The sequence below is a fragment of the Bradyrhizobium sp. GW821-FHT12B03 genome (genome assembly GCF_058807535.1).
Window position 1 is genome coordinate 663,864 of the sequence record NZ_JBXAQU010000002.1, and the last position, 20,565, is coordinate 684,428.

The window sequence follows — 20,565 nt, forward strand, 5'->3', positions numbered from 1 at the left end:
GCGGACGGCTGATATTGCAGTTCGGCCGGCTGGCCTCGACGGCGGCGCCGCCGGCGTTCACCCATGACGCAAGAGAAAGATCTTCGACCGCTCGTCGTCCGCGAGCAGAAGAAGCGTTTCCTCGTCAAATTGTCCCACGACATTATCGAACCGGCACATGCAGGCGATGCCGCTGTCGGCGATCAGCCGCCAGAGCTGCTTGACGGGTCTATCGCTGTCCCGGCCGTCGCCCGCTGGCTGGCCGCCGCATCGCTTCGGGATCCGGGAGCAGGGGGCCCGGACCGGTTACGGACGATTGACAGGCAATTATTACATGTCTAAAAATATGCAAATTCATATAATTCACGAGATGCCTGAATGGACGCGCATCCGCTCAAGCTCAAGGTCAGGTCGTATGCGGCGGAGACGCCGTTCATACGGAGCCTTGTGTTCGGCGTGGAGGACGGCGCCGTGCCGCGATGGCAGGCAGGCGCACATATCCGCGTGGCACTCCCGAATGGAGGCGACCGGCCGTACTCGTTGATGGCCCTGCCGGGCCTCGCCGCAGACGCGCTGGCGCTCGGAGTGCTGCGCGAGGAGGCCTCGACCGGCGGCTCGCAGTTCATGCATGCGCTGAAAGTCGGCGACGTCGTGAAGGCGAGCGCGCCGGTGAACAACTTTTCCCTGCATGAGGGACCAGCGCCCGCGTTGCTGTTTGCCGGTGGCATCGGCGTCACGCCTGTTCTGTCGATGGCCGCGGAGCTCACCGCCCGCGCAACGCCGTTTCGCCTGCATTACGCGGGCCGCACGCAAGGACTGTTGGCGTTTCTGCCGCACCTGCGGGACCTTTGCGCCAAGGACCTGTCCGTTCACTACGACGGCGACGAGTCCCGCCTGGATATTGCCGCGGCGCTCGGTGGGGCAGCGGCGAGCTCGCACATCTATGTCTGCGGTCCGGCGGGGATGATCGATGCGGTCAAGGCGGCCGCGCTCGCCGAGGGCGTCCCGGCGGACCGCATCCACTACGAGCTCTTCAAGGCGGAGCAGTCGAGTTCACCCGACAGGCCGTTCGAGGTCGAACTGAAATCGTCGGGGCAGGTCGTCAGCGTTGCAGCCGGCCAGACCATCATCCAGGCGCTGGAGGCGGCGGGCCTCGACGTGCTCTACGACTGCCAGCGCGGCGATTGCGGCATCTGCCAGTGCGGCGTGATCGAAGGGGTGCCCGACCATCGCGACGTCATCCTCAGCGACGACGAGAAGGCCTCCAACAAGGTCATGCAGATCTGCGTGTCGCGCGCGAAGTCGGAACGTCTGGTGCTGGATTTGTGAGGGAGGCGAGGGACGCCATGACGAAATACGGAAGGGATGCCCACGCGATCGCCGCGCTGGTGCGCGAGGCCGAAGTTCATCGCGACGTCTATGTCGACCCCGAGATCTTCGAGCTCGAGATGGAGCATCTGTTCCCGAACAGCTGGGTCTATGTCGGGCATGCCAGCCAGCTGGGAAAGCCCGGCGATTTCATCACCGCCACGATCGGCCGCCAGCCGGTGCTGGCGAGCCGCCACACCGACGGCTCCATCCATGTGTTCTACAATCGCTGCCCGCACAAGGGCGTGAAGATCGCGTCCGAGCCCTGCGGCAACACCGGAAAGTTCTTCCGCTGCCCCTATCATGCCTGGTCTTTCAAGACCGACGGCTCGCTGCTCGCGATCCCCTTGAAGAAGGGCTATGAGGGCACCGGCTTCGGCGACACCCAGGCCAATGAGGGGCTGTCCAGGGTCAAGAACGTTGTGATCCACCGCGACTTCATCTTCGCGCGGCTGAGCGAGGCCGGCGTCTCCTTCGAGGACTATTTCGGCGAAAGCCTTTCGACCATCGACAACATGGTCGACCGCTCGCCGGAGGGGAAGCTCGCCGTCATGGCGACCCCGATCCGCTACATGCACACCTGCAACTGGAAGATGCTGGTCGAGAACCAGACCGACACCTGCCATCCGATGGTGGCGCATGAGAGCTCGGCCGGTACCGCAGTGAAAGTCTGGAAGCGCGAGCAGGGCGATTCCACGGAGACGCCGATGGCGGTGCAGCTCTATGGCCCCTTCATGAGCCCCTACGAGTTCTACGAGCAGAGCGGCATCCGGATCTGGCCGAACGGCCATGGCCATACCGGTGTCGCCAACTCCATCCATTCGAACTATCAGGACATCCCGGGCTATCTCGACCAGATGGTCACAGCCTATGGCGAGCAGCGGGCGCACGAGATTCTCGGCGAGGTCCGGCACAACACCGTGTATTTCCCGAACATCATGGTGAAGGGTGCCGTCCAGATCCTGCGCAATTTCATCCCGATCGCGGTGGACAGGACGCTGGTCGAGAGCTGGGTCTATCGCCTGGTCGGCGCGCCCGACAAGCTCTACGAGCGGGCGCTGATGTACAACCGCTTCATCAATGCTCCGACCTCGATCGTCGGACACGACGATCTCGAAATGTACGAGCGGGCGCAGGAAGGGCTGAAGTCCAACGGCAATCAATGGGTCAATCTGCGGCGTCTCTACGACGGTCATGAAGAGCAGGACGTCACGGCGGTGATCAACGGCACCTCCGAGCGGCAGATGCGAAACCAGTTCCACGCCTGGGCGAAATTCATGACCATGGACATGGACAAGCGCGTCGAGGCCGCCGAATGATCGACGAGAAGGTCATCACGGACTTCATCTATCGCGAGGCCGAGCTGCTCGACACGATGCAGTGGCAGGCCTGGCTCGATCTGTTTCATCCGGAAGGACGCTACTGGATGCCGCTGGAATGGCAGCAGCAGGATCCGGTGCTCCAGCCGTCGCTGATGTACGAGGACCTGCTGCTGCTCAAGGTGCGGGTCGAGCGTCTAGCCGGCGAGCGGACTTTCAGCCAGAAGCCGAAGAGCCGCTGCCATCATCTTTTGCAGGCGCCGCAGATCGTGGCGTGCGATACTGCGGGCGGCGTGTTCAAGGCGCGGACGTCCTACATCTACACCGAGACGCGCGGCGACATGCTGGAGCGCTATTCGGGCTGGGCTTCGCACGAATTCGTAGAGGTCGGCGGCGCCCTGAAGATCAAGCTCAAGCGCGTCGATCTCGTCAATTTCGACGCACCGTTCGGCAACATCCAGCTTTTCATGTGAGACTACCTTGACCGCTGCGACCACAGTCTACGCCCGCTTTCGCGAGACCGCCCTTCGCCGCGGCGAGGCGGGCTTCCTCAACGTGCTGCCGGAGACGGCCGATATCTATGGCATCGCCGCGGGCGAGATCTCCTATCGCGCGATGCTCGACCGGGTCGAGCACTGGCGAGCGGCATTTGCAGGCGAGGGTTATGGCGAAGGCCACCGGGTCGGGCTGCTGCTTCAGAACAGGCCTGTCTTCGTCGAGCTGTGGTTCGCGCTCAACGCGCTCGGCGTCTCCGTGGTGCCGATCAATCCCGATTTGCGGCTCAGCGAGCTTGAATACATCATCGCGCATTCCGAGATGAATGCGGCGTTCGTCCTTGCCGAGCGGCGCGACGAGGTCGAGACGGCGGCGCGCCAGGCGGGGCGGCCGATCCCGGTCGTGACCGACGGGGGCCGCGTGCCCGCACCATTCGGCGGCGTGCGGCCGTCGAGCACGGGTGACGGCTCGACCGAATGCGCGCTGCTCTATACCTCGGGGACGACAGGCCAGCCCAAGGGCTGCGTGCTCACCAACACCTATTTCCTGCATTCCGGCAATTGGTATCGCGATGTCGGCGGGCTGATCGCTCTCAAGCCCGACTCTGAGCGCATGATCACGCCGCTGCCGCTGTTTCACATGAACGCGATGGCGGTGTCGCTGATGGCGATGCTGTCGGTCGGCGGCAGCCTGACCATGCTCGATCGCTTCCACCCGCGCAGCTGGTGGACGTCGGTGCGCGACAGCCGCGCCACCTGCCTGCATTATCTCGGCGTCATGCCCTCGATGCTGATGAGCGCGCCGCCATCCGGGCAGGACCGCGCGCACACCGTGCGCTTCGGCTTCGGCGCCGGCGTCGACAAGCTGCTGCATGCGCCGTTCGAGGCGCGCTTCGGCTTTCCGCTGCTCGAGGCCTGGGCGATGACCGAGACGGGCAGCGGCGGCGTCATCGCCGCCAATGTCGAGCCGCGCAAGATCGGCACCAGCTGTTTTGGCCGCCCAGCGCCCGAGGTCGAGGTGCGCATCGTTGACGGCGGCGGCAACGATGCGGCGGTGGGAGCGCCGGGCGAGCTTCTGGTGCGGCGCGCCGGCGCAGACCCGCGCTACGGGTTCTTCCGCGAGTACCTGAAGAATCCACAAGCCACCGCCGAGGCGTGGGACGGGGGGTGGCTGCACACCGGCGATATCGTGTCGCGCGATGCGGATGGCGATCTCCATTTCGTCGACCGCAAGAAGAACGTGATCCGCCGCTCCGGCGAGAACATTGCCGCGGTCGAGGTCGAGTCCGTCCTCAACCGCCATCCCGCGATCCGGCAGGCGGCGGTTGCCGCAACGCCCGATCCCGTGCGCGGCGACGAGGTGGCGGCCGTCATCATCGCCGAGCAGGCCGGTGCCGACCGCGCGCTTGCCGACGATATCGTGCGCTGGAGCCTGGAGCAGATGGCCTATTACAAGGCGCCGGGCTGGATCTGCTTCGTCGACAGCCTGCCGCTGACCGCGACCGAGAAGATCCAGCGTGGCGGCTTGAAGGATTTCGTCGCGAAGTTGATGCGCGATGGCGCGTTCTTCGATCTGCGCGATCTCAAGAAGCGGCAGGTTTGATCATGGGCGAGATCCGTACCACACTCATCACCGGCGGAAATTCGGGGATCGGCGAGGCCTTGGCGAAAAAGCTCGTCGAGCGCGGGCAGCGCGTGGTCTCGGTCGGGCTGGAGAAGCCGGACTGGACGCATGATCTGCTCACGGCCTATCGCGCCGACCTGACCGACATCGCGGAGACGCGCGCGATCGCGCAGGAGATCGGTCGGGATCACACCGTCGACTGCCTCGTGCACAATGCCGGAATCATCCTGCCGAACCTGTTGCCCGATGCGAAGCCGGAAGACATTCTGATGCTGGCGCAGCTGCATTTGGGCGCGCCGATGCTGCTGACCCAGGCGGCGCTGGAGGGGATGCGGTCGCGCCGCTTCGGGCGCATCGTGTTCGTCTCTTCGCGCGCCGCGATGGGCGCGGCGACGCGCTCGGCCTATTCGGCGACCAAGGCCGGCGTGCACGGCATGGCGCGGACCTGGGCGCTGGAGCTTGCCGCGAGCGGCATCACCGTGAACGTGGTCGCGCCGGGGCCGATCCTGACCGACAATTTCTGGGGCGTCATTCCCAAGGGTTCCGAGCAGCAGGAGCGGATGGCGCGCAACGTCCCGGTCGGGCGGCTCGGCTCGCGCGAGGACGTGGCGCACGCGATCGAGTTCTTCCTCGACGAGCGCTCGGATTTCGTCACCGGCCAGGTGCTCTATGTCTGCGGCGGCACCAGCCTGGTCGGGCTTGGCCCGTAGTTCCCTAGCGTTCAGGCATGACGAGATTGGTACGGAGCTTCGCCGCTGGTTCACCTTCCCCTGCGGGAGAGGTGTATTGAGCCCGCCGCCTAAATCTGGTTCTGGCGGATGTTCTCGACCATCTTGGCCAGCACGCGCCCGCAGACCTCGATGTCATCGGGGTCGATGCCTTCGATCAGCTTGTCGTAATTGTTCGCCATGATCGGCCAGATCTTGCGCAGCAGTGCTTCGCCATCCGGCGTCAGCCCCACGACGCGGCGGCGCTGGTCTTCCTCGGCGATCTCGCGCTTGACGAGGCCCGACGTCACCATGGACTCCACCATGCGGCTCGCCGTCGACTGCTCGGTCACCGCGAGAACGGCAATCTCGTTGACGGTCAGGGTCTTGTAGATGAACAGCACCGACAGCGTCCGGAACACGACATTGTTGACGCCGTGTTCGCTGAGGTCGCGGTTCTGGTCGAGATTCCAGCGATTGGCGAGCCGGTTGAACAGGTACGGAATGTAGGTTTGCAGCTGGTCCCGCGTCCGCGGCGGACCCGACTTCCATCTGCTCTTGGATTCTCTGGCCATTATCTCTTGCGACTTTGCTTTTTGCTCTCGGTGCGAAGTTTCGAGGAGAGCGATTTCAACACGGACAGGGCGCTGTCCAGCTCTTGGGCCGAAACGTTCTCGAGCCGTTTGGCGAGATGCTTCTTGTGGATGTCGGCCGCCTTCCTGAACAGCGCGTCGCCCTTGGGCGTCAGCCGCACGATGAAGGACCGCCGATCCTCGCTGGACATTTCCTTGCTGATGAGGTCGTCGGCGAGAAGACGCTGCACGAGGCCCGAGACGTTGCCGCCGGTCACTTTCAGGTTTTGCGACAACTGCCCGAGCGCAAGGCCGTCCCTGTAGCGATCGAGCTGGGCCAGCACATCGAATTTTGCGAGCGACAGGCCGAACTCGGAGTTCAGCATCGAATTCAGCGAGGCGAACAGCTCGCCATGCAGCGACAGCAATTGCAGCCAGAGCCGGGTTTCGATCTGCCCGGGGACGGGAACAATGTTCTCTTTGAGTGCTGCCGGCATTGCATGACCATCGAGGACAAAATGTTTCGTCAATTGGAGGAAATGATCGCGGGGTCCTTCGCTCCGATTAGCAACCTGAGAATCGTAGTCAAGCCGCCTGATCCTGACGTCCCGTGAGGCGAACGGCAATCCAATCCTGCGCCCCGCTGCGATGGAATCATGCAAAAGTCTTGATGGTCTGGATCACGCCGTCGAGGTCCTTGCCGGCGCTGTCCTTCAGCGCCGCCTCGCGCAGCCGGCGCGCCCAATCGGCGGCATCCTCGCGTCGCTCCACCAGCTTGATCGCCGCCAGCGTCCTGTCGAATTTCGACAGCCCGCGGCTGTGGGTATCCGAATAGCCTTTCACGAGCCGGTGGCATTGCAGGATCTCGACACCGAGCTGGTAGTTGCTGCCGACCGCCTCGGTCGCGGCCTTGAGCCATCCGTCGCGGTGCGCCGTCTCGACGGCGTGACGCAGCGAGCGGCGGCGCAGGCCGCGCAGCCCGGCCACGACATAGAGCGCCAGGAACCAGGGCAGCGAGTAGGTCCGCACCCGACGCCCCTTGTTGACGCGGCGATCGAGCCAGCCGAGCAGGCGCGGCCGCGCGGCGAGCCAGCGGCTGACGCCGACGGGCAGCACGCCCATCACCTCCTCCATGCGGGGATGCATGAATTCGGTGGTCTGGAGCAGCTGTCCTTCCGACATCTCCAGCTCGCTCTCGATGCGGGCGCGGCGACCGGCGCGCGTCTTGAGGTCGGCGACGCGGATGACGTCGTCATAGGTCATGGCGTTGGCGAGGTATTTTGCCGCGACCTCCGTGAAGGCATAGGCCCGCGCGCCACCGCCGGCGTTGCGGTCGGCCGCGTGCAGCGTCTTGAGGATGTCGAGATACTCGGTGCCATAGGCGACGTCCTGGAAGTCGACCACCTTCTTCAAGCCGGCGCGGGCCATGGTGAGCGCGGGTTCGGGCAGCTCCTGAGTCAATCGCGTGACGAGCCCGGCAAGATGCGGATCGGGCGTCGCGGAAGAGGGGATCGTGTCGGCCTGTTTGACGTGCGCGGGTGCTGCGACCTCGGCAGGACCGGCCTTGACCCGCTCAAAGGCGGCTTCAAACGTCTCGACGCTGGCCTTGGCGCCTTTGCCGCCGGCACGGATCACGTCGAGATAGCTGTCGCGGCTGAACGGCAGCACAGCGGCCGCGGCGAGCGCGCCGAACATCGCCGCCGAGATGACGCTGCCATGCGCAATCGCCAGCGCGTTCAGGTCGAAGATGATCTCGGTCTTGGCGGCGATCCCGATGGCGCCGGTGACGGCGCCGCCGTCGGCGATGCCGTTGCCCGGCGCGATCTTCTCGCCGATCGCGAACGACCGATGATTGGACGCGATCAGCGTGGTGCGATCCGGCGTCACCAGGCCGCGCAGGATGGAGCGGCCGGCCTCCATGAACTCCGCCGCCATCACCACGTCGACGTCGCCGGGCGTCGGCATCAGCGACAGGATCGGCTTGCGGCCGCCCGCCGGCGGCATCGCCTCGATATAATAGATCGTGGCGCCGGTCCGCTGCGCCACGCCGGGCACCGAGGTCGATTGCGCGACCCAGCCATGGTTCTCGGCCAGCTGCACGATCCAGTCGGTCAGCACGCCGCCGCCCTGGCCGCCCATCGCGACGATCGCGATCGAGATCGGCCGCTCGGTCGCGTCGCCAGCGGCGGGGAGGGCCAGCCGGACCGTTTCGTCTCTCATGCCAGCGCCTCGAGCGCGGGGCGCCGGCGATCGCGCCGCCGTTGCAGCCAGCCGATCACGGCCATCGCGACTTTGGACTTGAACATGTCCCAACGGGTCGGATTGTGGATGACGTCGGCGCGGTAGAACGAGGGGCAGAGCACCGCGGCCTCGGAGACCTCGCCGCAATTGCCGCAGCCGACGCAGGAATTGTCGATCGCCGCGACCGGATCGTCGCGCAGGGGATCATCGAGCTGCTTCACCGACAGCGACGGGCAGCCGGAGAGCCGGATGCAGGCGTGGTCGCCGGTGCAGACGTCCTCGTCGACGCCGAAGCGCTCCTTGACGGTACGCACCCCGTCCTTGATCGCCTTGTTGATCTGCGGCTTCACGCGGCGCTGCTTGTTCAGCATGCATTCGGAGGAGGCGACGATCACCTTGGGGCCTTCGTCCGTGGTCGTCAGCGCCTCCTTCAGCGTGTCGCGCATCTTGCCGACGTCGTAGGTGCGGTCGAGCTGACGCACCCATTGGCCGCCGATGCCCTTCACGGCCTTGGTGATCGAATTATTGGTGTCGCGCCGCTTGTTGGTCGCGCGCGACGACAGGATGTCCTGCCCGCCGGTCGCCGAGGTGTAGAAATTGTCGACGATGACGAACACGCCGTCATGCTTGTTGAACACGGCATTGCCGATGCCGCTGGTCAGTCCGTTGTGCCAGAAGCCGCCGTCGCCCATCACCGCGATCGAGCGCTTGTCGGCCTTGACGTTGAAGGCCGAGGTCGAGGCCGGGCCGAGGCCGAAGCCCATGGTGGTCGCGCCGATGTTGAAGGGCGGCAGGATCGAGAACAGATGGCAGCCGATGTCGGCGGAGACGTGGTGCTGGCCGAGCTCCTCCTCGACCAGCTTCATGGCGGCGAAGATCGGCCGCTCCGGGCAGCCGGTGCAGAGCCCGGGCGGACGCGCCGGCACGACCTGCTTGAGCTTCTCGACCGCGGGGTGATTGAGCACGGGCGCCGCATCCGGCGCCGGCGGCCGGTTGCCGAGCAGCCGCGGCTCGGTCTTCTCCAGGAATTCCCTGACGCCGCCGAGCAGGACCTGCGCGGTGTAGTCGCCGCCCATCGGCAGCACGTCCTTGCCATGGATGCACGCCTGGATGTCCCTGCGGCGCAGCACCGTGTTGATCGCCTGCTCCAGATATTCCGGCTGGCCTTCCTCGACGATCAGCACGGCATCCTTGTCGACGCAGAACTCGGCGACCTCGGTGTCGATCACGGGGTAGGTGACGTTCATGACGTAGAGCGGAACTTGCGTGTTGCCATAGGCATCCGACAACCCCAGATATTGCAGCGCGCGGATCACGTTGTTGTACATGCCGCCCTGCATGATGATGCCGACCTTGCCGTGCTTCGGCCCCATCCATTCGTTCAGCCTGTTGTCGCGGATGAATCCGATGGCCGCGGGCATCCGCGTCTTGATCTTCTCCTGCTCGTGCTCATAGGCCGCCGGCGGCAGAACGATGCGGTTGACGTCGCGCCTGGGATTGTTGAGCGCGTCCTTGATGGTGTGCGCCGGCTTGCGGTTGTCCTTGCAGGCGAAGGTCCCGTGCATGTGGCAGGCGCGGACGCGGACCTCGAGCATCACGGGCGTGTTCGAGACCTCCGAGAGCTCAAAACCCTTCTCGATCAGATTGACGATGCACTCGTGATCGGGGCGGGGATCGAGCAGCCACATCTGCGATTTCATCGCAAACGCATGCGTGCGCTCCTGCATGATCGAGGAGCCCTCGCCATAGTCCTCGCCGACGATGATCATGGTGCCGCCGGTGACGCCGCCCGATGCCAGATTGGCCAGCGCGTCGGAGGCGACGTTGGTGCCGACGGTCGACTTCCAGGCCACCGCGCCGCGCAGGGGATACATCACCGAGGCCGACAGCATTGCGGCCGCGGCCGCTTCGTTGGCGGAGCTCTGGAACACGACGCCGAGATCGTCGAGCACGTCCTTGGCGTCGGCGAGCACGTCCATCAGGTGCGAGATCGGCGAGCCCTGGTAGCCGCCGACATAGGCGACACCGGATTGCAGCAGCGCCTTGGTGATGGCGAGGATGCCTTCGCCGCGGAATGTATCGCCGTCGCCGAGCCGGAGATCCTCGACCTCGCGAGCAAAGGAACGTTCAGCCATTGCACCCTCCAGAAATATGCGATAGCATACGTTTACATGTGAAGTAAGTCAACGCCGCGCCATGCTAACACGCCAGCGGACCTCCGCTCCGGCAAGGCGGTCATGAGCCGGCGACAGGGTAGGGCCCATGCTGAAGCTGCCTCGCTTTAGAGCTGCCGCCGTCCAGGCTTCACCTGTCTATCTCGACGCCGGCGCGACCGCCGACAAGGCGGCTTCACTGGTCCGTGAAGCCGCAGCCAACGGCGCCAAGCTCGTCGCGTTCCCCGAAGTGTTCGTTCCCGGCTATCCCTACTGGAACTGGATCACCGATCCCGTCACGGGCAGCGCCTGGTTCGAAAAGCTCGCCAAGGCCTCGGTCCTCGTGCCGGGTCCGGAGGTCGATGTCGTCTGCAAGGCCGCGCGCGATACCGGCTGCCACGTCGTGCTCGGCGTCAACGAGCGCAGCCCCGTCTCGCTGGGCGCGATCTACAACACCATGGTTTTCATCGGCCCGGACGGCGCATTGCTCGGCAAGCATCGCAAGCTGGTGCCGACCTGGGCAGAGAAGCTGACCTGGACCGGCGGTGACGGATCGAGCCTGCGCGTCTATGATACCGGGATCGGGCGTCTCGGCGGCCTTGCCTGCGGCGAGAACACCAACACGCTCGCGCGCTTTGCGCTGCTGGGTCAGGGTGAGCTCGTGCATGTCGCCAGCTACATTTCGCTGCCCGTCGCGCCGCCGGACTACGACATGGCGGAGGCGATCAAGCTGCGCGCGATTGCCCACTCCTTTGAAGGCAAGATTTTTACGGTCGTCGCCTGTTCGACGGTGTCGGAGGAGATCATCACCGCGATGGAGGCAATCGTTCCGGACGCACGCGCGCGTTTGCAGCGGAAGTCGAGCGCCTTCTCGGGCATCATCGGGCCTGACGGCCGCGTGGTCGGCAATGCCCTGATCGACGACGAAGGCATCGTCTACGCCGACATCGATCTCGAGCGCTGCATCCAGCCGAAGCAGATGCACGATATCGTCGGGCACTATAACCGGTTCGACGTGTTTGATCTGCGGGTCAACCGTCGTCCGCTGGCGCCGCTTGGCCTGATGGAGGGCGAGGGCGATGCCGCGGGGCAGGGCTTCACGCCGATCCCACTGAGATCGGAATAATGGTTTGGGACACGCTGACTTGAAGCATGGTGCTAATACATCCACACCGTCATGGCCGGGCTTGTCCCGGCCATCCACGACCTTTCGTGCGGGACAAAGAACGTGGATGCCCGGGACAACCCCGGGCATGACGAGCTTGGTCACCATGCTCTAGCTAACGCCACAAGACGGGACTTGGAGGATAAGATGCGCGAGAACGTCATCGGCCGGGCCAATGTCGAAGACACCCCCGAGCTCAAGGCCTATTACAAGGACCTCGAAAAGTACGAGGCCGGCGCACTGTGGACGGTCGCCAACAAGATCGAGCCATGGGAGCCGCAATCGGCCTCCGTTCCCGTGCTGTGGCGCTACAACGATCTGCGCGAGCACGTGCTGCGCTCGGTGGAGCTGGTCTCGCCGGAGAAGGCGGGGCGGCGGGTGATCTATCTCAACAATCCCGGCCGGCGCGACGTCTCGGCCGCGGTCGGCTGGCTCTATTCGGGATTGCAGGTGATGCATCCTGGCGAGGTCGCAACGGCGCACGCGCATTCGGCCTCCGCCTTGCGCTTCATCATGGAAGGGGCGGGCGCCTACACCATCGTCGACGGTCACAAGATGACGCTGGGCGCGCGGGATTTCGTGCTCACGCCGAACGGCACCTGGCATGAGCATGGCGTCGAAGCCGGCGGCTCGGTCTGCATCTGGCAGGACGGCCTCGACATCCCCCTGGTCAATGCGCTGGAAGCAAACTTCTTCGCGGTCCATCCCAGGGTGCAGCAGGAAGAGTCAGGCTATCCCGTGGACGGCACGACCAAGACCTGGGGCAATCCCGGCCTGCGCCCGGCCGGCTCGACATGGTCGAAGGGCTATTCCCCCATGTTCAAATACGAGTGGGAGCCGACCTACGAGTCCTTGCGCAAATACGCCGCTGCGACCGACGGCTCGCTCTATGACGGCATTCTCATGAACTACGTCAATCCCGTCACCGGCGGCCACGTGATGCAGACGATCGGCGCCAGCATGCAGCTGCTGCGGCCCGGCGAGAAGACAAAATCGCACCGGCATACCGGGAGCTTCATCTACCAGGTCGCCAAGGGACGCGGCTATTCCGTGATCGGCGGAAAACGCTTCGAGTGGCAGGAGCGCGACATTTTTTGCGTGCCGTCCTGGGCCTGGCACGAGCATGGCAACCTCTCGGACGGCGAGGATGCCTGCCTGTTCTGCTTCAACGATCTTCCCGTCATCGAAAGCCTCGGCTTCTATCGGGAAGAAGCCTATGGCGACAACGCCGGTCACCAGCCAGTGGCCGCCTGACGCTCTACCGCCCGCTTCCAGAATTCAACCGAAAGAGCCGGATCAAGCTTCCATGCGCCTCGTCACTTACACTTTGGGCTCCAGCGGTGCCCGTCTCGGCGTTCTCGTCAACGGATTGGTCGTCGATGTCGAGCACCTCGGTGCGTCCAGCGGTGTGACATGGCCGAGCGACATGCTGTCATTCATCGACAACAGCGTGACGCTGCTGCCGGCGCTGAAGGAGCGGCTGGACGACGCCGATGGACGCTTGCCCGCCGGCTCCGCCGTTCCGGTCGAGGACGTGAAGCTGCAGGCCCCGATCCCGCGGCCCCGCAAGAACATTTTTGGCATCGGGCTGAACTATCGCGCGCATGTGGCCGAATCCGCCAAGAGCCTGGATACCGACAAGGACCTGCCGAAGCAGCCGGTCGTCTTCTCCAAGCCGCCGACCTCGGTGATCGGCCCGGGCGGCGCGATCCAGCATAACGCGAAGATGACGCAGCAACTCGACTGGGAGGTCGAGCTCGCCGTCATCATCGGCAAGACCGCAACGCGCATTGCGACCGACAAGGCGATGGACCACGTCTTCGGCTATTCGGTGATGATCGACATCTCCGCGCGCGACAATCGCCGCGCCGGCCAGTGGATCTTCTCCAAGGGCATGGACACCTATGCGCCGTTCGGCCCCTGCATCGTGACCGCGGACGAGATTCCCGATCCACATGATCTCAGGCTGTGGCTGACCAAGAACGGCGTCATGAAGCAGGACTCCAACACCAAATACATGATCTTCGACATCCCGGTTTTGATTTCCGACATATCGTCGGGCATGACGCTGGAGCCGGGCGACATCATTGCCACGGGAACGCCGGAAGGCGTCGGCGCCGGCATGAGCCCGCAGGAATGGCTGTGGCCGGGCGACGTGGTGGAAGCAGGGGTCGACGGGGTCGGCGTCATCAGGCACCCGGTCGTTGCGATCTGATGACGAATTTCTCGTTCGATCGCGAGCTCAGGTTCGGCGATTGCGACCCTTCCGGCATCGCGTATTTCCCGTCCTACCTGAACATCCTCAACGGCGTCGTCGAGGACTTCTGGGCGACAATCGGATTTCCATGGCCGGAGCTGATCACGGTCCGCAAGATCGGGACGCCCACGGTGCATCTCGCGTGCGACTTCTCCCGTCCCTCGATGTTCGGCGATCTCTTGACGTTCAACTTGCGCATCGCCAGGGTCGGCGGATCGTCGCTCCATCTGGAGCATGTCGTCTCCGGCGCGAACGTCGTGCGCTGGCGCGCCCGCCAGATCCTGGCCGCAACGTCGCTGGTGGATCATCATGCGATCCCGTGGCCCGATGATATCAGGGCCGCACTGATGGCCCAGGTGGGCGTAGGCGAGGGCGCGGAGGTAACGCCCGCATGATCTCGCTGTTCATGACATTCTCGGAGTCCACAGGCGAACGGCGCATTCACCCTGACGAGGTTGCCGCCGTAGCCAGGCTGCTCGGATCGATCCCTGACATGACCGAGGGCCTGCTGTTCACGCCGCTCGAACAGTCGGTCGATCATCCCTACAAGGCCGACGGCTCCGGCCCGGTGTTTGCGCTTCAACTGCGCTTTCCCGACCTGTTCGCCTGCGAGGCGGCGATGGACCGCGGCGGCGTCCTTGCCGGTCTTGCAACGGGCGCGGGCTTGCCGGGCCTCGCCGGACTTGATGTCACGCATCAGGCGATGCTGACGCGCGCGTTTTCCGTCGATGTCGCCGAACATCCCGTTGGGGCTATAACTCCGTGCAGCTACCTCGTGCACTATCCCGGCCCGGCCGAGGACATGAACGCCTGGAACCTGCATTATCTGGAGCACCATCCGTCGATCATGCGGACCTTCCCCAACGTCCGCCAGATCGAGATCTACACCCGCATCGATTGGATCGACCGGCTGCCGTCGCAGCGCGTGGAGCACATGCAGCGCAACAAGCTGGTGTTCGACAGCCCGCAAGCTCTCGCGCAGGCGCTCAGCTCCGACGTCATCAAGCGCATGCGCGCGGATTTCGTGAAGTTTCCGCCATTCGCCGGCGGCAACAAGCATTTTCCGATGCTGACAAAGGTGGTGATCCCTGGGCGCTAGGAGCCATGAGGGGATCAGGTTCAAATGCCGCAACGAGGGAAGTGTGCTCCCTCCCTCGCAAGGTAGGGCAATCGGATATGAATTTCACGAAGATTGTCCGTGGGCTTGCTTCGCCTCTCCCGCTTGCGGGAGAGGCCGACGCGCTCGCAGAGCGCGGCGGGTGAGGGCTCTCACCACGCAGGGACAACCTCCGCAATCCCTGGCAATCTCGACGCGGGGAGATCCCGTCCCGCAGGCGGGAGAGGTGCACCGAGCCTGCGGCCGCTTCCGCGATAGACGGCCGAGAGCGTGAAAGAATGCTGCGTGAGCCCGTGAATTGGAATTGATCGCCTGACGTCCGCTTTGGCGCTCATGGCAGACTCGAATTGCAGGGCTCAACGCGTCCGAAAAGGGCCGCGGAAGCCGAAATATTCACGATCGGTAAACCAGATCTACTCCTCGAGCCAAGGCGGACCTAAGCGGCGTCAGTCGAAATCCATTGCGGTGGACCATATACGGCCCTTGGCGTCATCTCGGTGTAAGCAACGCCGTTTCATCGGGTGACGGGATGCTCCATCGTTCCCAATTGTCGGCGGCGGCCTTCAGCTTGCTGATCCCCTTGTGGAGAAAGGCATGCCAACGCGAGGCCTCCGCTTCATCCAGCGGCAAGGCATCGCCGTCGACGTTCAAGCTGAACCGTGGTCTGCCGTACAGGCCGAAGCCGTTATCGGGCAGGCGAAGCTCCTGGATGACACGAACGTTGTTCGCGACCGGCGCTTCTCCCGCATCCACGAGAAGGACGGGCTTTTCTTTGTCATTTGGCTGGAGAGCGATGCAGGCAAAGGCCCAGGCATCCCACGTCCCTGCGTGCCTGGCGGCTTCGGCTCTCGCCAATTCTGCCAAACCCACATTGGGATATGACCCGAAGCGAATCTGGTTGATTCTCGTGCCGTTCCAGAAGGACGTCTTGGCGAGATGAAGCGTGGGCACATACTGCGGCACCGACAGGAGCAACGCCATGTCGGCAAGGGCAAGGCCGCACAATGTCAGTACGTTTTCCGGTTTCGCGAAGATGTTTTTCATGTTCTCTCGCATCGCGCAGGAGGTGCGGTGTTGTAGCGCGACAACCGTTTATAATTTCTTCATCAGTGCCAGGGACGGCAACATGCCGACCGCATGGTGCGTTTGGCTCAACGGCAAATGTAGCGGAACTCGCGCCGTTGGGTCCGTAGGCTTCGCGGCGCATAGCTCCGTAGGGCGGGCAAAGGCGTGCTCTTTGCACGCCGTGCCCACCATTCTATCCTCACTGCGAATGGTGGGCACGCTACGCTTTGCCCACCCTTGTATTAGCGCGTTTCCCGTCGATGTCGCCGCGCATCCGGCAGGTACGACCACGCCGTGCAGCTACCTCGTGCACTATCCCGGCCCGGCCGAGGACATGAACGCCTGGAACCTGCATTATCTGGAGCACCACCCAGCGATCATGCGGACCTTCCCGGACGTTCGCCAGATCGAGATCTACACCCGCATCGATTGGATCGACCGGCTGCCGTCGCAGCGTGTCGAGCACATGCAGCGCAACAAGCTGGTGTTCGACAGCCCGCAAGCTCTCGCACAGGCGCTCGGCTCCGACGTGATCAAGCGCATGCGCGCGGATTTCGTGAAGTTTCCGCCATTCGCCGGCGGCAACAAGCATTTTCCGATGCTGACGAAGGTGGTGCGGCCGAAGTCTTAGGTAGACTGAACGGAGGTTCAGTCCGACATAGGTCTGAGCCGCGTTGGCCAACCGATCCTGACAAGTGTCTCGTCCGGCCCGTTGACTGCGAACTCGTACATGCCCCAAGGCTTATCGGTCGGGCCTTCGGGTTCGATGATCTCTCCCGCAAACGCCGTCGCAAGCTGATCGACATCTTCGCGGTAGAGGTACAATCCAAACGGGTTTCGGCCCGGCAGCAACCAGCCGTCCACTGCCGCCTGGAGATGAACGTCTCCACCGCGTCCGTCACTCATCATGCGATAGTCATCCGGCCCACCATCGACTTTGAAGCCGAGCCGCTCAAAGAACTTTTGGGCAGCATCCAGGTCGTTGCAGGGCAGGATGGCTGTAAGGCGTTGTTTCATACCGCAACTCACCATTTTATCCTCATTGCGCACGGTGGGTACGCTACGCTTTGCCCACCCTACGATACGCTCGCCAGAACGATTTCCCGCAGCACGCGTGTTGGTGGAATCCACTGATCTTCCGCCGCGTAGTTTCCGGCGGTCAAGGCGATGACGAGCTGCAACGCGGGAATCATGAACAGGCGCTGGCCGCCTTCCCCTTGCGCCATCCACATGCGCTCCAGGCGCCCGGGAGCCCATCCCTTCGGCTTGCCGAAGGCCACATCGAGAAGAAACCATTGATAGCCGTAGCGGCGCAGCTCGTCGGAACTGGCCACCGGCGTCGTGCAACGCATGATCCATTCCGCAGGAACGATCTGTCGGCCGTCGAGCTGCCCATCGGAGAGCATCAACGCTCCAATCCGCGAGAGGTCGCGAACCGACATCCGCGCGCCTGAAGCAGCAAATGGCTCGCCATCAGGCCCCGTGGCCCATTGCGTTGGCCCCATGCCGAGGGGATCGAAAAGAGACTCGCGGGCGAAGTCGTGCAGTGACCTGCCTGCCCCCTTTGCGATCAAGCGGGCGAGCAACGCGGTTGCTCCGCCGCAATAGGTCCAGTGCGCGCCGGGCCTGTCGACGACCGGTCGTTCCAGGATGTAACGATAACGGTCGGGAGACTCGTCCATGGCTGTTTCGCTGTTGCGAGGGTCGCCATACGGCAAGCTGCTCTCATCCCAATCCGTTCCCATGGTCATTGAGAGCGCATGATGGATGGTCACACGTGAACGTTCCTCGTTGGCAAGATCACGATACTCCGGGAACCCGGAAAGCAGGCTCGCCTCCGGCGCGGGCACCTTGCCTTGCTGAAGGGCGATCCCATAAAGCAAGGCCACGATGCTCTTCGAGCAGGACCGCAGATCGTGGAGCGTCTCGGCCGCAAACTTGACCGTCCCGAGATCGCCAGCGCCTCTCTCGCGATCTTGACCCTCGAAATAGCGCTCGACGATCAGCTTTCCGTTCTGAACAACGACAAGACCATGAATATTCCATACGCGCCGTTCAGCGATCGCTTGATCGAGCCGTCGGATCACGTCAGCGGCGAATGTTTCCGGAACGCGCGTCGGCCGTTGCTGCCCCCAAGCAGGCAGGATCGGCGAAACCAGGGCTGCTGCTCCTATTCCTGAAAGGATCTGACGACGATCTGGCACGGGGCGAAAGCTCTAATCCGGGAGGTATCCCTCTATATCAGGCGGGCGCCCGTCCGTGAATGTCCAGGGGGGCAAGAGCCCCGTCTTGCCGGCAGCCACTTCCGATCTCCGTCGGTCACCAAATATTGGGAGCAGAAGCCGCCATCGTGGCGTTACGGAACGCCCTTCGGCAACTCCCGTTGCGCAACGATCCGCACGGGCGGGAAGACGACGCAATCCACTACATCGAAATTCACTTCAATCAGTCGATCGAACGACTGCGCAAAGGCGATGGCAGCCTTGCTCATTCCATCGGTTATGCGAGTGCCAAGCGTACAATGGGGCGTCCAGGCGCCGGGCCGATAGTGTGGCCGACAATGGGCCGGGTCAATGGAGGCACTGATCGAAGCGTGCCACCTTGCGAGAGTCTCGTTCGCTTCAGGCTCGGCCCACAACACGAGTGGCGGGCCTATGAACCATCGGATTCGTCTGAACCGGATAGCCAGTTGTGCTTCGCCCGCGGTCGCGGACTCCATTGCTGCCCACGCGGCCCTCTCTTCGATCCCGGGCGAATCATAGATCGCGAATGTCAGATGTGGTCGGTAGCCAAGGACACGCATCGACGGCTCGTCCTCGAAGACCGCGACCTGGTCCCATAGCCGTTCGATTTCGTTCGCGGAAGCGTTATCGGCTCGAATATTGATCGCGAGTGCCATCGAAGGCCCTGCCCAGGGTGTAGGTTTCTGTATCTTGATCCACGCGTCGAGGGTCTGCAATGGGGTCACGAGCACCATAAGACGCAGCGCGGCGTAGACGGTAGCGTTCGTTTTGAACGGCCCGGGCCATCTTTGACCGAGTTGCCAGCCTCGTCTTTTCGACCGCGCAACGACGGTTCAGCGGAAGCCGGCGGCGAGCCCGACGACTTGGCCGTCGAGGCCGTTGAATCCGTGATAGGCATCGGCGTAGCACGGTTTGCCCTCGTTGACGCCGCCCAGAAGCCAGCTCACGCGCGCGCGACCGCCGGCCCATTTGATGAAGGGCGCAACGCCGGCGGGCCGGGTGAGATTGCAGCCGTCATAGCGGTGATGAATCACCAGTGTGGGCGGCAGCGCCGACGGCGAGCCGAGTATTGATTCAACGTTTTTCGACGCTGGCCCGGACTCCGGGCTGAGGATGCCTGAGGTCAGTACCAGTGCGTCAGGCTTCGCGCCACGTGCAATCCCCTCGGCTGCGCGCCACGTGCCAGCGCTGGTTGCGATCACTGTCACCGGGCGCTTGATCGCCGCCATATAGTCGACGGCGCTCCCGAGGTCGGTGCTGACATCGACCACCAGCACCGCAAGCCCGCGCGCCGCATAGGCGTAGCGGGTACGAACGAGCTGATTGCCGTTCAGGCCGTGGATGTCACCATGATCGCCAGCCAGAATCGCGCCATCGCTGCCCGGCATCAGGATCACGCTCGCCTGCGGCAAGCCCTGCTTGATCAGCACCGCACGAGAGCCCGCGATGGTGACGGTCTCGGCGGCAGATGCGGAGGCAGTGGTGAGGACGGCGGCAAGGCCGAAAAAGGCTGCACAAGAGCGATTCACGATCGAGTCCCACAGCGTCGGCAGAAGTGGAGCACGGCCGATTGGAGTCAGCGTGAAGTCATGGTGCGACAAGCTGGTATTTTGCGGTTCATGTCGGAAATCTGGGATGACCGGGTTGGCGGGTGAAGCCATCGACTATCCATGTGCGGCGACGATGGCATCATGCCACTGTTTTGCCCGACGGGTCAAGCGCATTTCGTAAAATCCGTAAGTCTGTGACTAAGCCATTGACATCGCTGTCACCCGCTACTGTGCATGGGGTTGTTTTCGATGATCTTGTCGTGCGGCCCGCCGGGTGCGATCCCGGCTCGCTCTAGTGTCCGCCGAGATAGGCTGTGATCAGCCTGGGGTCATGGATGAGATCCTTGGCAGGACCCGACTGCACGATCTCGCCGGTCTCGAGGACATAACCGTAGTCCGCCGTCTCCAGCGCGGCGCGGGCGTTCTGCTCGACCAGCAGGATCGAGACACCGAGATCGCGCAAGGACGCGATGGTGCGGAAGATCTCGCGCACGATCAGTGGCGCAAGGCCGAGGCTCGGCTCGTCCAGCATCAGAAGCTTCGGCTTGGCCATCAGCGCGCGGCCGAGCGCGAGCATCTGGCGCTCGCCGCCGGAGAGGGTGCCTGCGGCCTGACGCTGCCGCTCCTTCAGCCGCGGGAAGCGATCATAGACCTCGTCCAGCGTCTTCTGCACGCCCGAGCGGTCGCGCAGGCTGTAGGAGCCGAGCAGGA

22 protein-coding genes are annotated in these 20,565 nt (G+C 63.8%); 12 read left to right on the forward strand and 10 right to left on the reverse strand.

Annotated features, from left to right (window positions below; translation table 11 throughout):
* Window positions 1–63: 63 nt before the first annotated feature.
* Genes AC1RUR_RS07050 through AC1RUR_RS07075 form a run of 6 tightly spaced genes read left to right on the forward strand, consistent with a single transcriptional unit; the run spans window position 64 to window position 5,494 of the window.
* Window positions 64–321 carry a hypothetical protein gene (locus AC1RUR_RS07050; RefSeq protein WP_492842368.1) on the forward strand — a complete coding sequence of 86 codons (258 nt, stop codon included), beginning with the start codon at window positions 64–66 and terminating at the stop codon, window positions 319–321.
* Window positions 322–357: 36 nt separating this feature from the next.
* On the forward strand, window positions 358–1,308 hold the full coding sequence (locus tag AC1RUR_RS07055) for a PDR/VanB family oxidoreductase (protein ID WP_492842369.1): 951 nt from the start codon (window positions 358–360) through the stop codon (window positions 1,306–1,308).
* A gap of 17 nt (window positions 1,309–1,325) precedes the next feature.
* Window positions 1,326–2,666: an aromatic ring-hydroxylating dioxygenase subunit alpha gene (locus AC1RUR_RS07060; RefSeq protein ID WP_492842370.1), complete on the forward strand. Its 1,341-nt coding sequence runs from the start codon at window positions 1,326–1,328 to the stop codon at window positions 2,664–2,666.
* Window positions 2,663–3,139: an aromatic-ring-hydroxylating dioxygenase subunit beta gene (locus AC1RUR_RS07065; RefSeq protein ID WP_492842371.1), complete on the forward strand. Its 477-nt coding sequence runs from the start codon at window positions 2,663–2,665 to the stop codon at window positions 3,137–3,139. The genes AC1RUR_RS07060 and AC1RUR_RS07065 overlap by 4 nt, the downstream gene beginning before the upstream one ends.
* A 7-nt stretch (window positions 3,140–3,146) precedes the next feature.
* Entirely contained in the window at window positions 3,147–4,763 is a 1,617-nt protein-coding gene (locus tag AC1RUR_RS07070) for an ATP-dependent acyl-CoA ligase (protein WP_492842372.1), read from the forward strand.
* Between the two features lie 2 nt (window positions 4,764–4,765).
* Entirely contained in the window at window positions 4,766–5,494 is a 729-nt protein-coding gene (locus AC1RUR_RS07075) for an SDR family NAD(P)-dependent oxidoreductase (RefSeq protein WP_492842373.1), read from the forward strand.
* A gap of 89 nt (window positions 5,495–5,583) precedes the next feature.
* Here AC1RUR_RS07075 and AC1RUR_RS07080 read toward each other — a convergent pair whose 3' ends face one another.
* From AC1RUR_RS07080 to AC1RUR_RS07095, 4 genes are all read right to left on the reverse strand, one after another.
* Window positions 5,584–6,066: a MarR family winged helix-turn-helix transcriptional regulator gene (locus AC1RUR_RS07080; protein WP_492842374.1), complete on the reverse strand. Its 483-nt coding sequence runs from the start codon at window positions 6,064–6,066 to the stop codon at window positions 5,584–5,586.
* A complete protein-coding gene (locus AC1RUR_RS07085; protein WP_492842375.1) occupies window positions 6,066–6,560 on the reverse strand; it encodes a MarR family winged helix-turn-helix transcriptional regulator in 495 nt (164 codons plus the stop codon). Before AC1RUR_RS07085 ends, AC1RUR_RS07080 begins: the two co-directional genes overlap by 1 nt.
* A gap of 157 nt (window positions 6,561–6,717) precedes the next feature.
* The gene (locus AC1RUR_RS07090) at window positions 6,718–8,283 is read right to left on the reverse strand and encodes an indolepyruvate oxidoreductase subunit beta family protein (protein ID WP_492842376.1); all 1,566 of its coding nucleotides are present in this window, start codon (window positions 8,281–8,283) and stop codon (window positions 6,718–6,720) included.
* A complete protein-coding gene (locus tag AC1RUR_RS07095; protein WP_492842377.1) occupies window positions 8,280–10,439 on the reverse strand; it encodes a thiamine pyrophosphate-dependent enzyme in 2,160 nt (719 codons plus the stop codon). Before AC1RUR_RS07095 ends, AC1RUR_RS07090 begins: the two co-directional genes overlap by 4 nt.
* A 127-nt stretch (window positions 10,440–10,566) precedes the next feature.
* Here AC1RUR_RS07095 and AC1RUR_RS07100 point away from each other — a divergent pair, with 127 nt between their 5' ends.
* The 5 genes from AC1RUR_RS07100 to AC1RUR_RS07120 all read left to right on the forward strand — a co-directional run bounded on the left by AC1RUR_RS07100 (window position 10,567) and on the right by AC1RUR_RS07120 (window position 14,978).
* Entirely contained in the window at window positions 10,567–11,583 is a 1,017-nt protein-coding gene (locus AC1RUR_RS07100; RefSeq protein WP_492842378.1) for a carbon-nitrogen hydrolase family protein, read from the forward strand.
* Between the two features lie 186 nt (window positions 11,584–11,769).
* Window positions 11,770–12,876, forward strand: coding sequence for a cupin domain-containing protein (locus AC1RUR_RS07105; RefSeq protein WP_492842379.1), 1,107 nt, complete (start codon window positions 11,770–11,772; stop codon window positions 12,874–12,876).
* Window positions 12,877–12,928: 52 nt separating this feature from the next.
* On the forward strand, window positions 12,929–13,837 hold the full coding sequence (locus tag AC1RUR_RS07110; protein ID WP_492842380.1) for a fumarylacetoacetate hydrolase family protein: 909 nt from the start codon (window positions 12,929–12,931) through the stop codon (window positions 13,835–13,837).
* Complete coding sequence (locus AC1RUR_RS07115) at window positions 13,837–14,274, forward strand: acyl-CoA thioesterase (protein WP_492842381.1); 438 nt, start codon at window positions 13,837–13,839, stop codon at window positions 14,272–14,274. Before AC1RUR_RS07110 ends, AC1RUR_RS07115 begins: the two co-directional genes overlap by 1 nt.
* A complete protein-coding gene (locus tag AC1RUR_RS07120; protein WP_492842382.1) occupies window positions 14,271–14,978 on the forward strand; it encodes a hypothetical protein in 708 nt (235 codons plus the stop codon). The genes AC1RUR_RS07115 and AC1RUR_RS07120 overlap by 4 nt, the downstream gene beginning before the upstream one ends.
* 507 nt (window positions 14,979–15,485) lie before the next feature.
* Here the strand turns inward: AC1RUR_RS07120 and AC1RUR_RS07125 are convergent.
* Window positions 15,486–16,040 carry a hypothetical protein gene (locus AC1RUR_RS07125; protein WP_492842383.1) on the reverse strand — a complete coding sequence of 185 codons (555 nt, stop codon included), beginning with the start codon at window positions 16,038–16,040 and terminating at the stop codon, window positions 15,486–15,488.
* On the opposite strand from AC1RUR_RS07125, the gene AC1RUR_RS07130 reads away from it, so the two are divergent.
* The gene (locus AC1RUR_RS07130) at window positions 16,039–16,692 is read left to right on the forward strand and encodes a hypothetical protein (RefSeq protein WP_492842384.1); all 654 of its coding nucleotides are present in this window, start codon (window positions 16,039–16,041) and stop codon (window positions 16,690–16,692) included. The genes AC1RUR_RS07125 and AC1RUR_RS07130 overlap by 2 nt on opposite strands.
* A 17-nt stretch (window positions 16,693–16,709) precedes the next feature.
* Here the strand turns inward: AC1RUR_RS07130 and AC1RUR_RS07135 are convergent, their stop codons facing one another.
* The 5 genes from AC1RUR_RS07135 to AC1RUR_RS07155 all read right to left on the reverse strand — a co-directional run.
* Complete coding sequence (locus tag AC1RUR_RS07135) at window positions 16,710–17,078, reverse strand: VOC family protein (protein ID WP_492842385.1); 369 nt, start codon at window positions 17,076–17,078, stop codon at window positions 16,710–16,712.
* 59 nt (window positions 17,079–17,137) lie between these two features.
* Window positions 17,138–18,265: a serine hydrolase domain-containing protein gene (locus AC1RUR_RS07140; RefSeq protein WP_492842386.1), complete on the reverse strand. Its 1,128-nt coding sequence runs from the start codon at window positions 18,263–18,265 to the stop codon at window positions 17,138–17,140.
* Window positions 18,266–18,417: 152 nt separating this feature from the next.
* Window positions 18,418–18,960 carry a 2'-5' RNA ligase family protein gene (locus AC1RUR_RS07145; RefSeq protein WP_492842387.1) on the reverse strand — a complete coding sequence of 181 codons (543 nt, stop codon included), beginning with the start codon at window positions 18,958–18,960 and terminating at the stop codon, window positions 18,418–18,420.
* Between the two features lie 177 nt (window positions 18,961–19,137).
* On the reverse strand, window positions 19,138–19,965 hold the full coding sequence (locus AC1RUR_RS07150) for an alpha/beta hydrolase (RefSeq protein WP_492842388.1): 828 nt from the start codon (window positions 19,963–19,965) through the stop codon (window positions 19,138–19,140).
* A 181-nt stretch (window positions 19,966–20,146) separates the two neighbouring features.
* Window positions 20,147–20,565 (reverse strand): ABC transporter ATP-binding protein (locus AC1RUR_RS07155; protein ID WP_492842389.1); only part of this gene is annotated, 419 nt, incomplete at its 5' end.

Bases quoted from the DNA above. Each gene is read 5' to 3' on its own strand.
- AC1RUR_RS07120 (WP_492842382.1), top strand. From the start codon at position 14,271: ATGATCTCGCTGTTCATGACATTCTCGGAGTCCACAGGCGAACGGCGC.
- AC1RUR_RS07110 (WP_492842380.1), top strand. From the start codon at position 12,929: ATGCGCCTCGTCACTTACACTTTGGGCTCCAGCGGTGCCCGTCTCGGC.
- AC1RUR_RS07060 (WP_492842370.1), top strand. From the start codon at position 1,326: ATGACGAAATACGGAAGGGATGCCCACGCGATCGCCGCGCTGGTGCGC.
- AC1RUR_RS07065 (WP_492842371.1), top strand. From the start codon at position 2,663: ATGATCGACGAGAAGGTCATCACGGACTTCATCTATCGCGAGGCCGAG.
- AC1RUR_RS07135 (WP_492842385.1), bottom strand. From the start codon at position 17,078: ATGAAACAACGCCTTACAGCCATCCTGCCCTGCAACGACCTGGATGCT.
- AC1RUR_RS07100 (WP_492842378.1), top strand. From the start codon at position 10,567: ATGCTGAAGCTGCCTCGCTTTAGAGCTGCCGCCGTCCAGGCTTCACCT.
- AC1RUR_RS07050 (WP_492842368.1), top strand. From the start codon at position 64: ATGACGCAAGAGAAAGATCTTCGACCGCTCGTCGTCCGCGAGCAGAAG.
- AC1RUR_RS07055 (WP_492842369.1), top strand. From the start codon at position 358: ATGGACGCGCATCCGCTCAAGCTCAAGGTCAGGTCGTATGCGGCGGAG.
- AC1RUR_RS07115 (WP_492842381.1), top strand. From the start codon at position 13,837: ATGACGAATTTCTCGTTCGATCGCGAGCTCAGGTTCGGCGATTGCGAC.
- AC1RUR_RS07145 (WP_492842387.1), bottom strand. From the start codon at position 18,960: ATGGCACTCGCGATCAATATTCGAGCCGATAACGCTTCCGCGAACGAA.
- AC1RUR_RS07130 (WP_492842384.1), top strand. From the start codon at position 16,039: ATGTTCTCTCGCATCGCGCAGGAGGTGCGGTGTTGTAGCGCGACAACC.
- AC1RUR_RS07105 (WP_492842379.1), top strand. From the start codon at position 11,770: ATGCGCGAGAACGTCATCGGCCGGGCCAATGTCGAAGACACCCCCGAG.
- AC1RUR_RS07085 (WP_492842375.1), bottom strand. From the start codon at position 6,560: ATGCCGGCAGCACTCAAAGAGAACATTGTTCCCGTCCCCGGGCAGATC.
- AC1RUR_RS07095 (WP_492842377.1), bottom strand. From the start codon at position 10,439: ATGGCTGAACGTTCCTTTGCTCGCGAGGTCGAGGATCTCCGGCTCGGC.
- AC1RUR_RS07150 (WP_492842388.1), bottom strand. From the start codon at position 19,965: ATGGCTTCACCCGCCAACCCGGTCATCCCAGATTTCCGACATGAACCG.
- AC1RUR_RS07080 (WP_492842374.1), bottom strand. From the start codon at position 6,066: ATGGCCAGAGAATCCAAGAGCAGATGGAAGTCGGGTCCGCCGCGGACG.
- AC1RUR_RS07090 (WP_492842376.1), bottom strand. From the start codon at position 8,283: ATGAGAGACGAAACGGTCCGGCTGGCCCTCCCCGCCGCTGGCGACGCG.
- AC1RUR_RS07125 (WP_492842383.1), bottom strand. From the start codon at position 16,040: ATGAAAAACATCTTCGCGAAACCGGAAAACGTACTGACATTGTGCGGC.
- AC1RUR_RS07075 (WP_492842373.1), top strand. From the start codon at position 4,766: ATGGGCGAGATCCGTACCACACTCATCACCGGCGGAAATTCGGGGATC.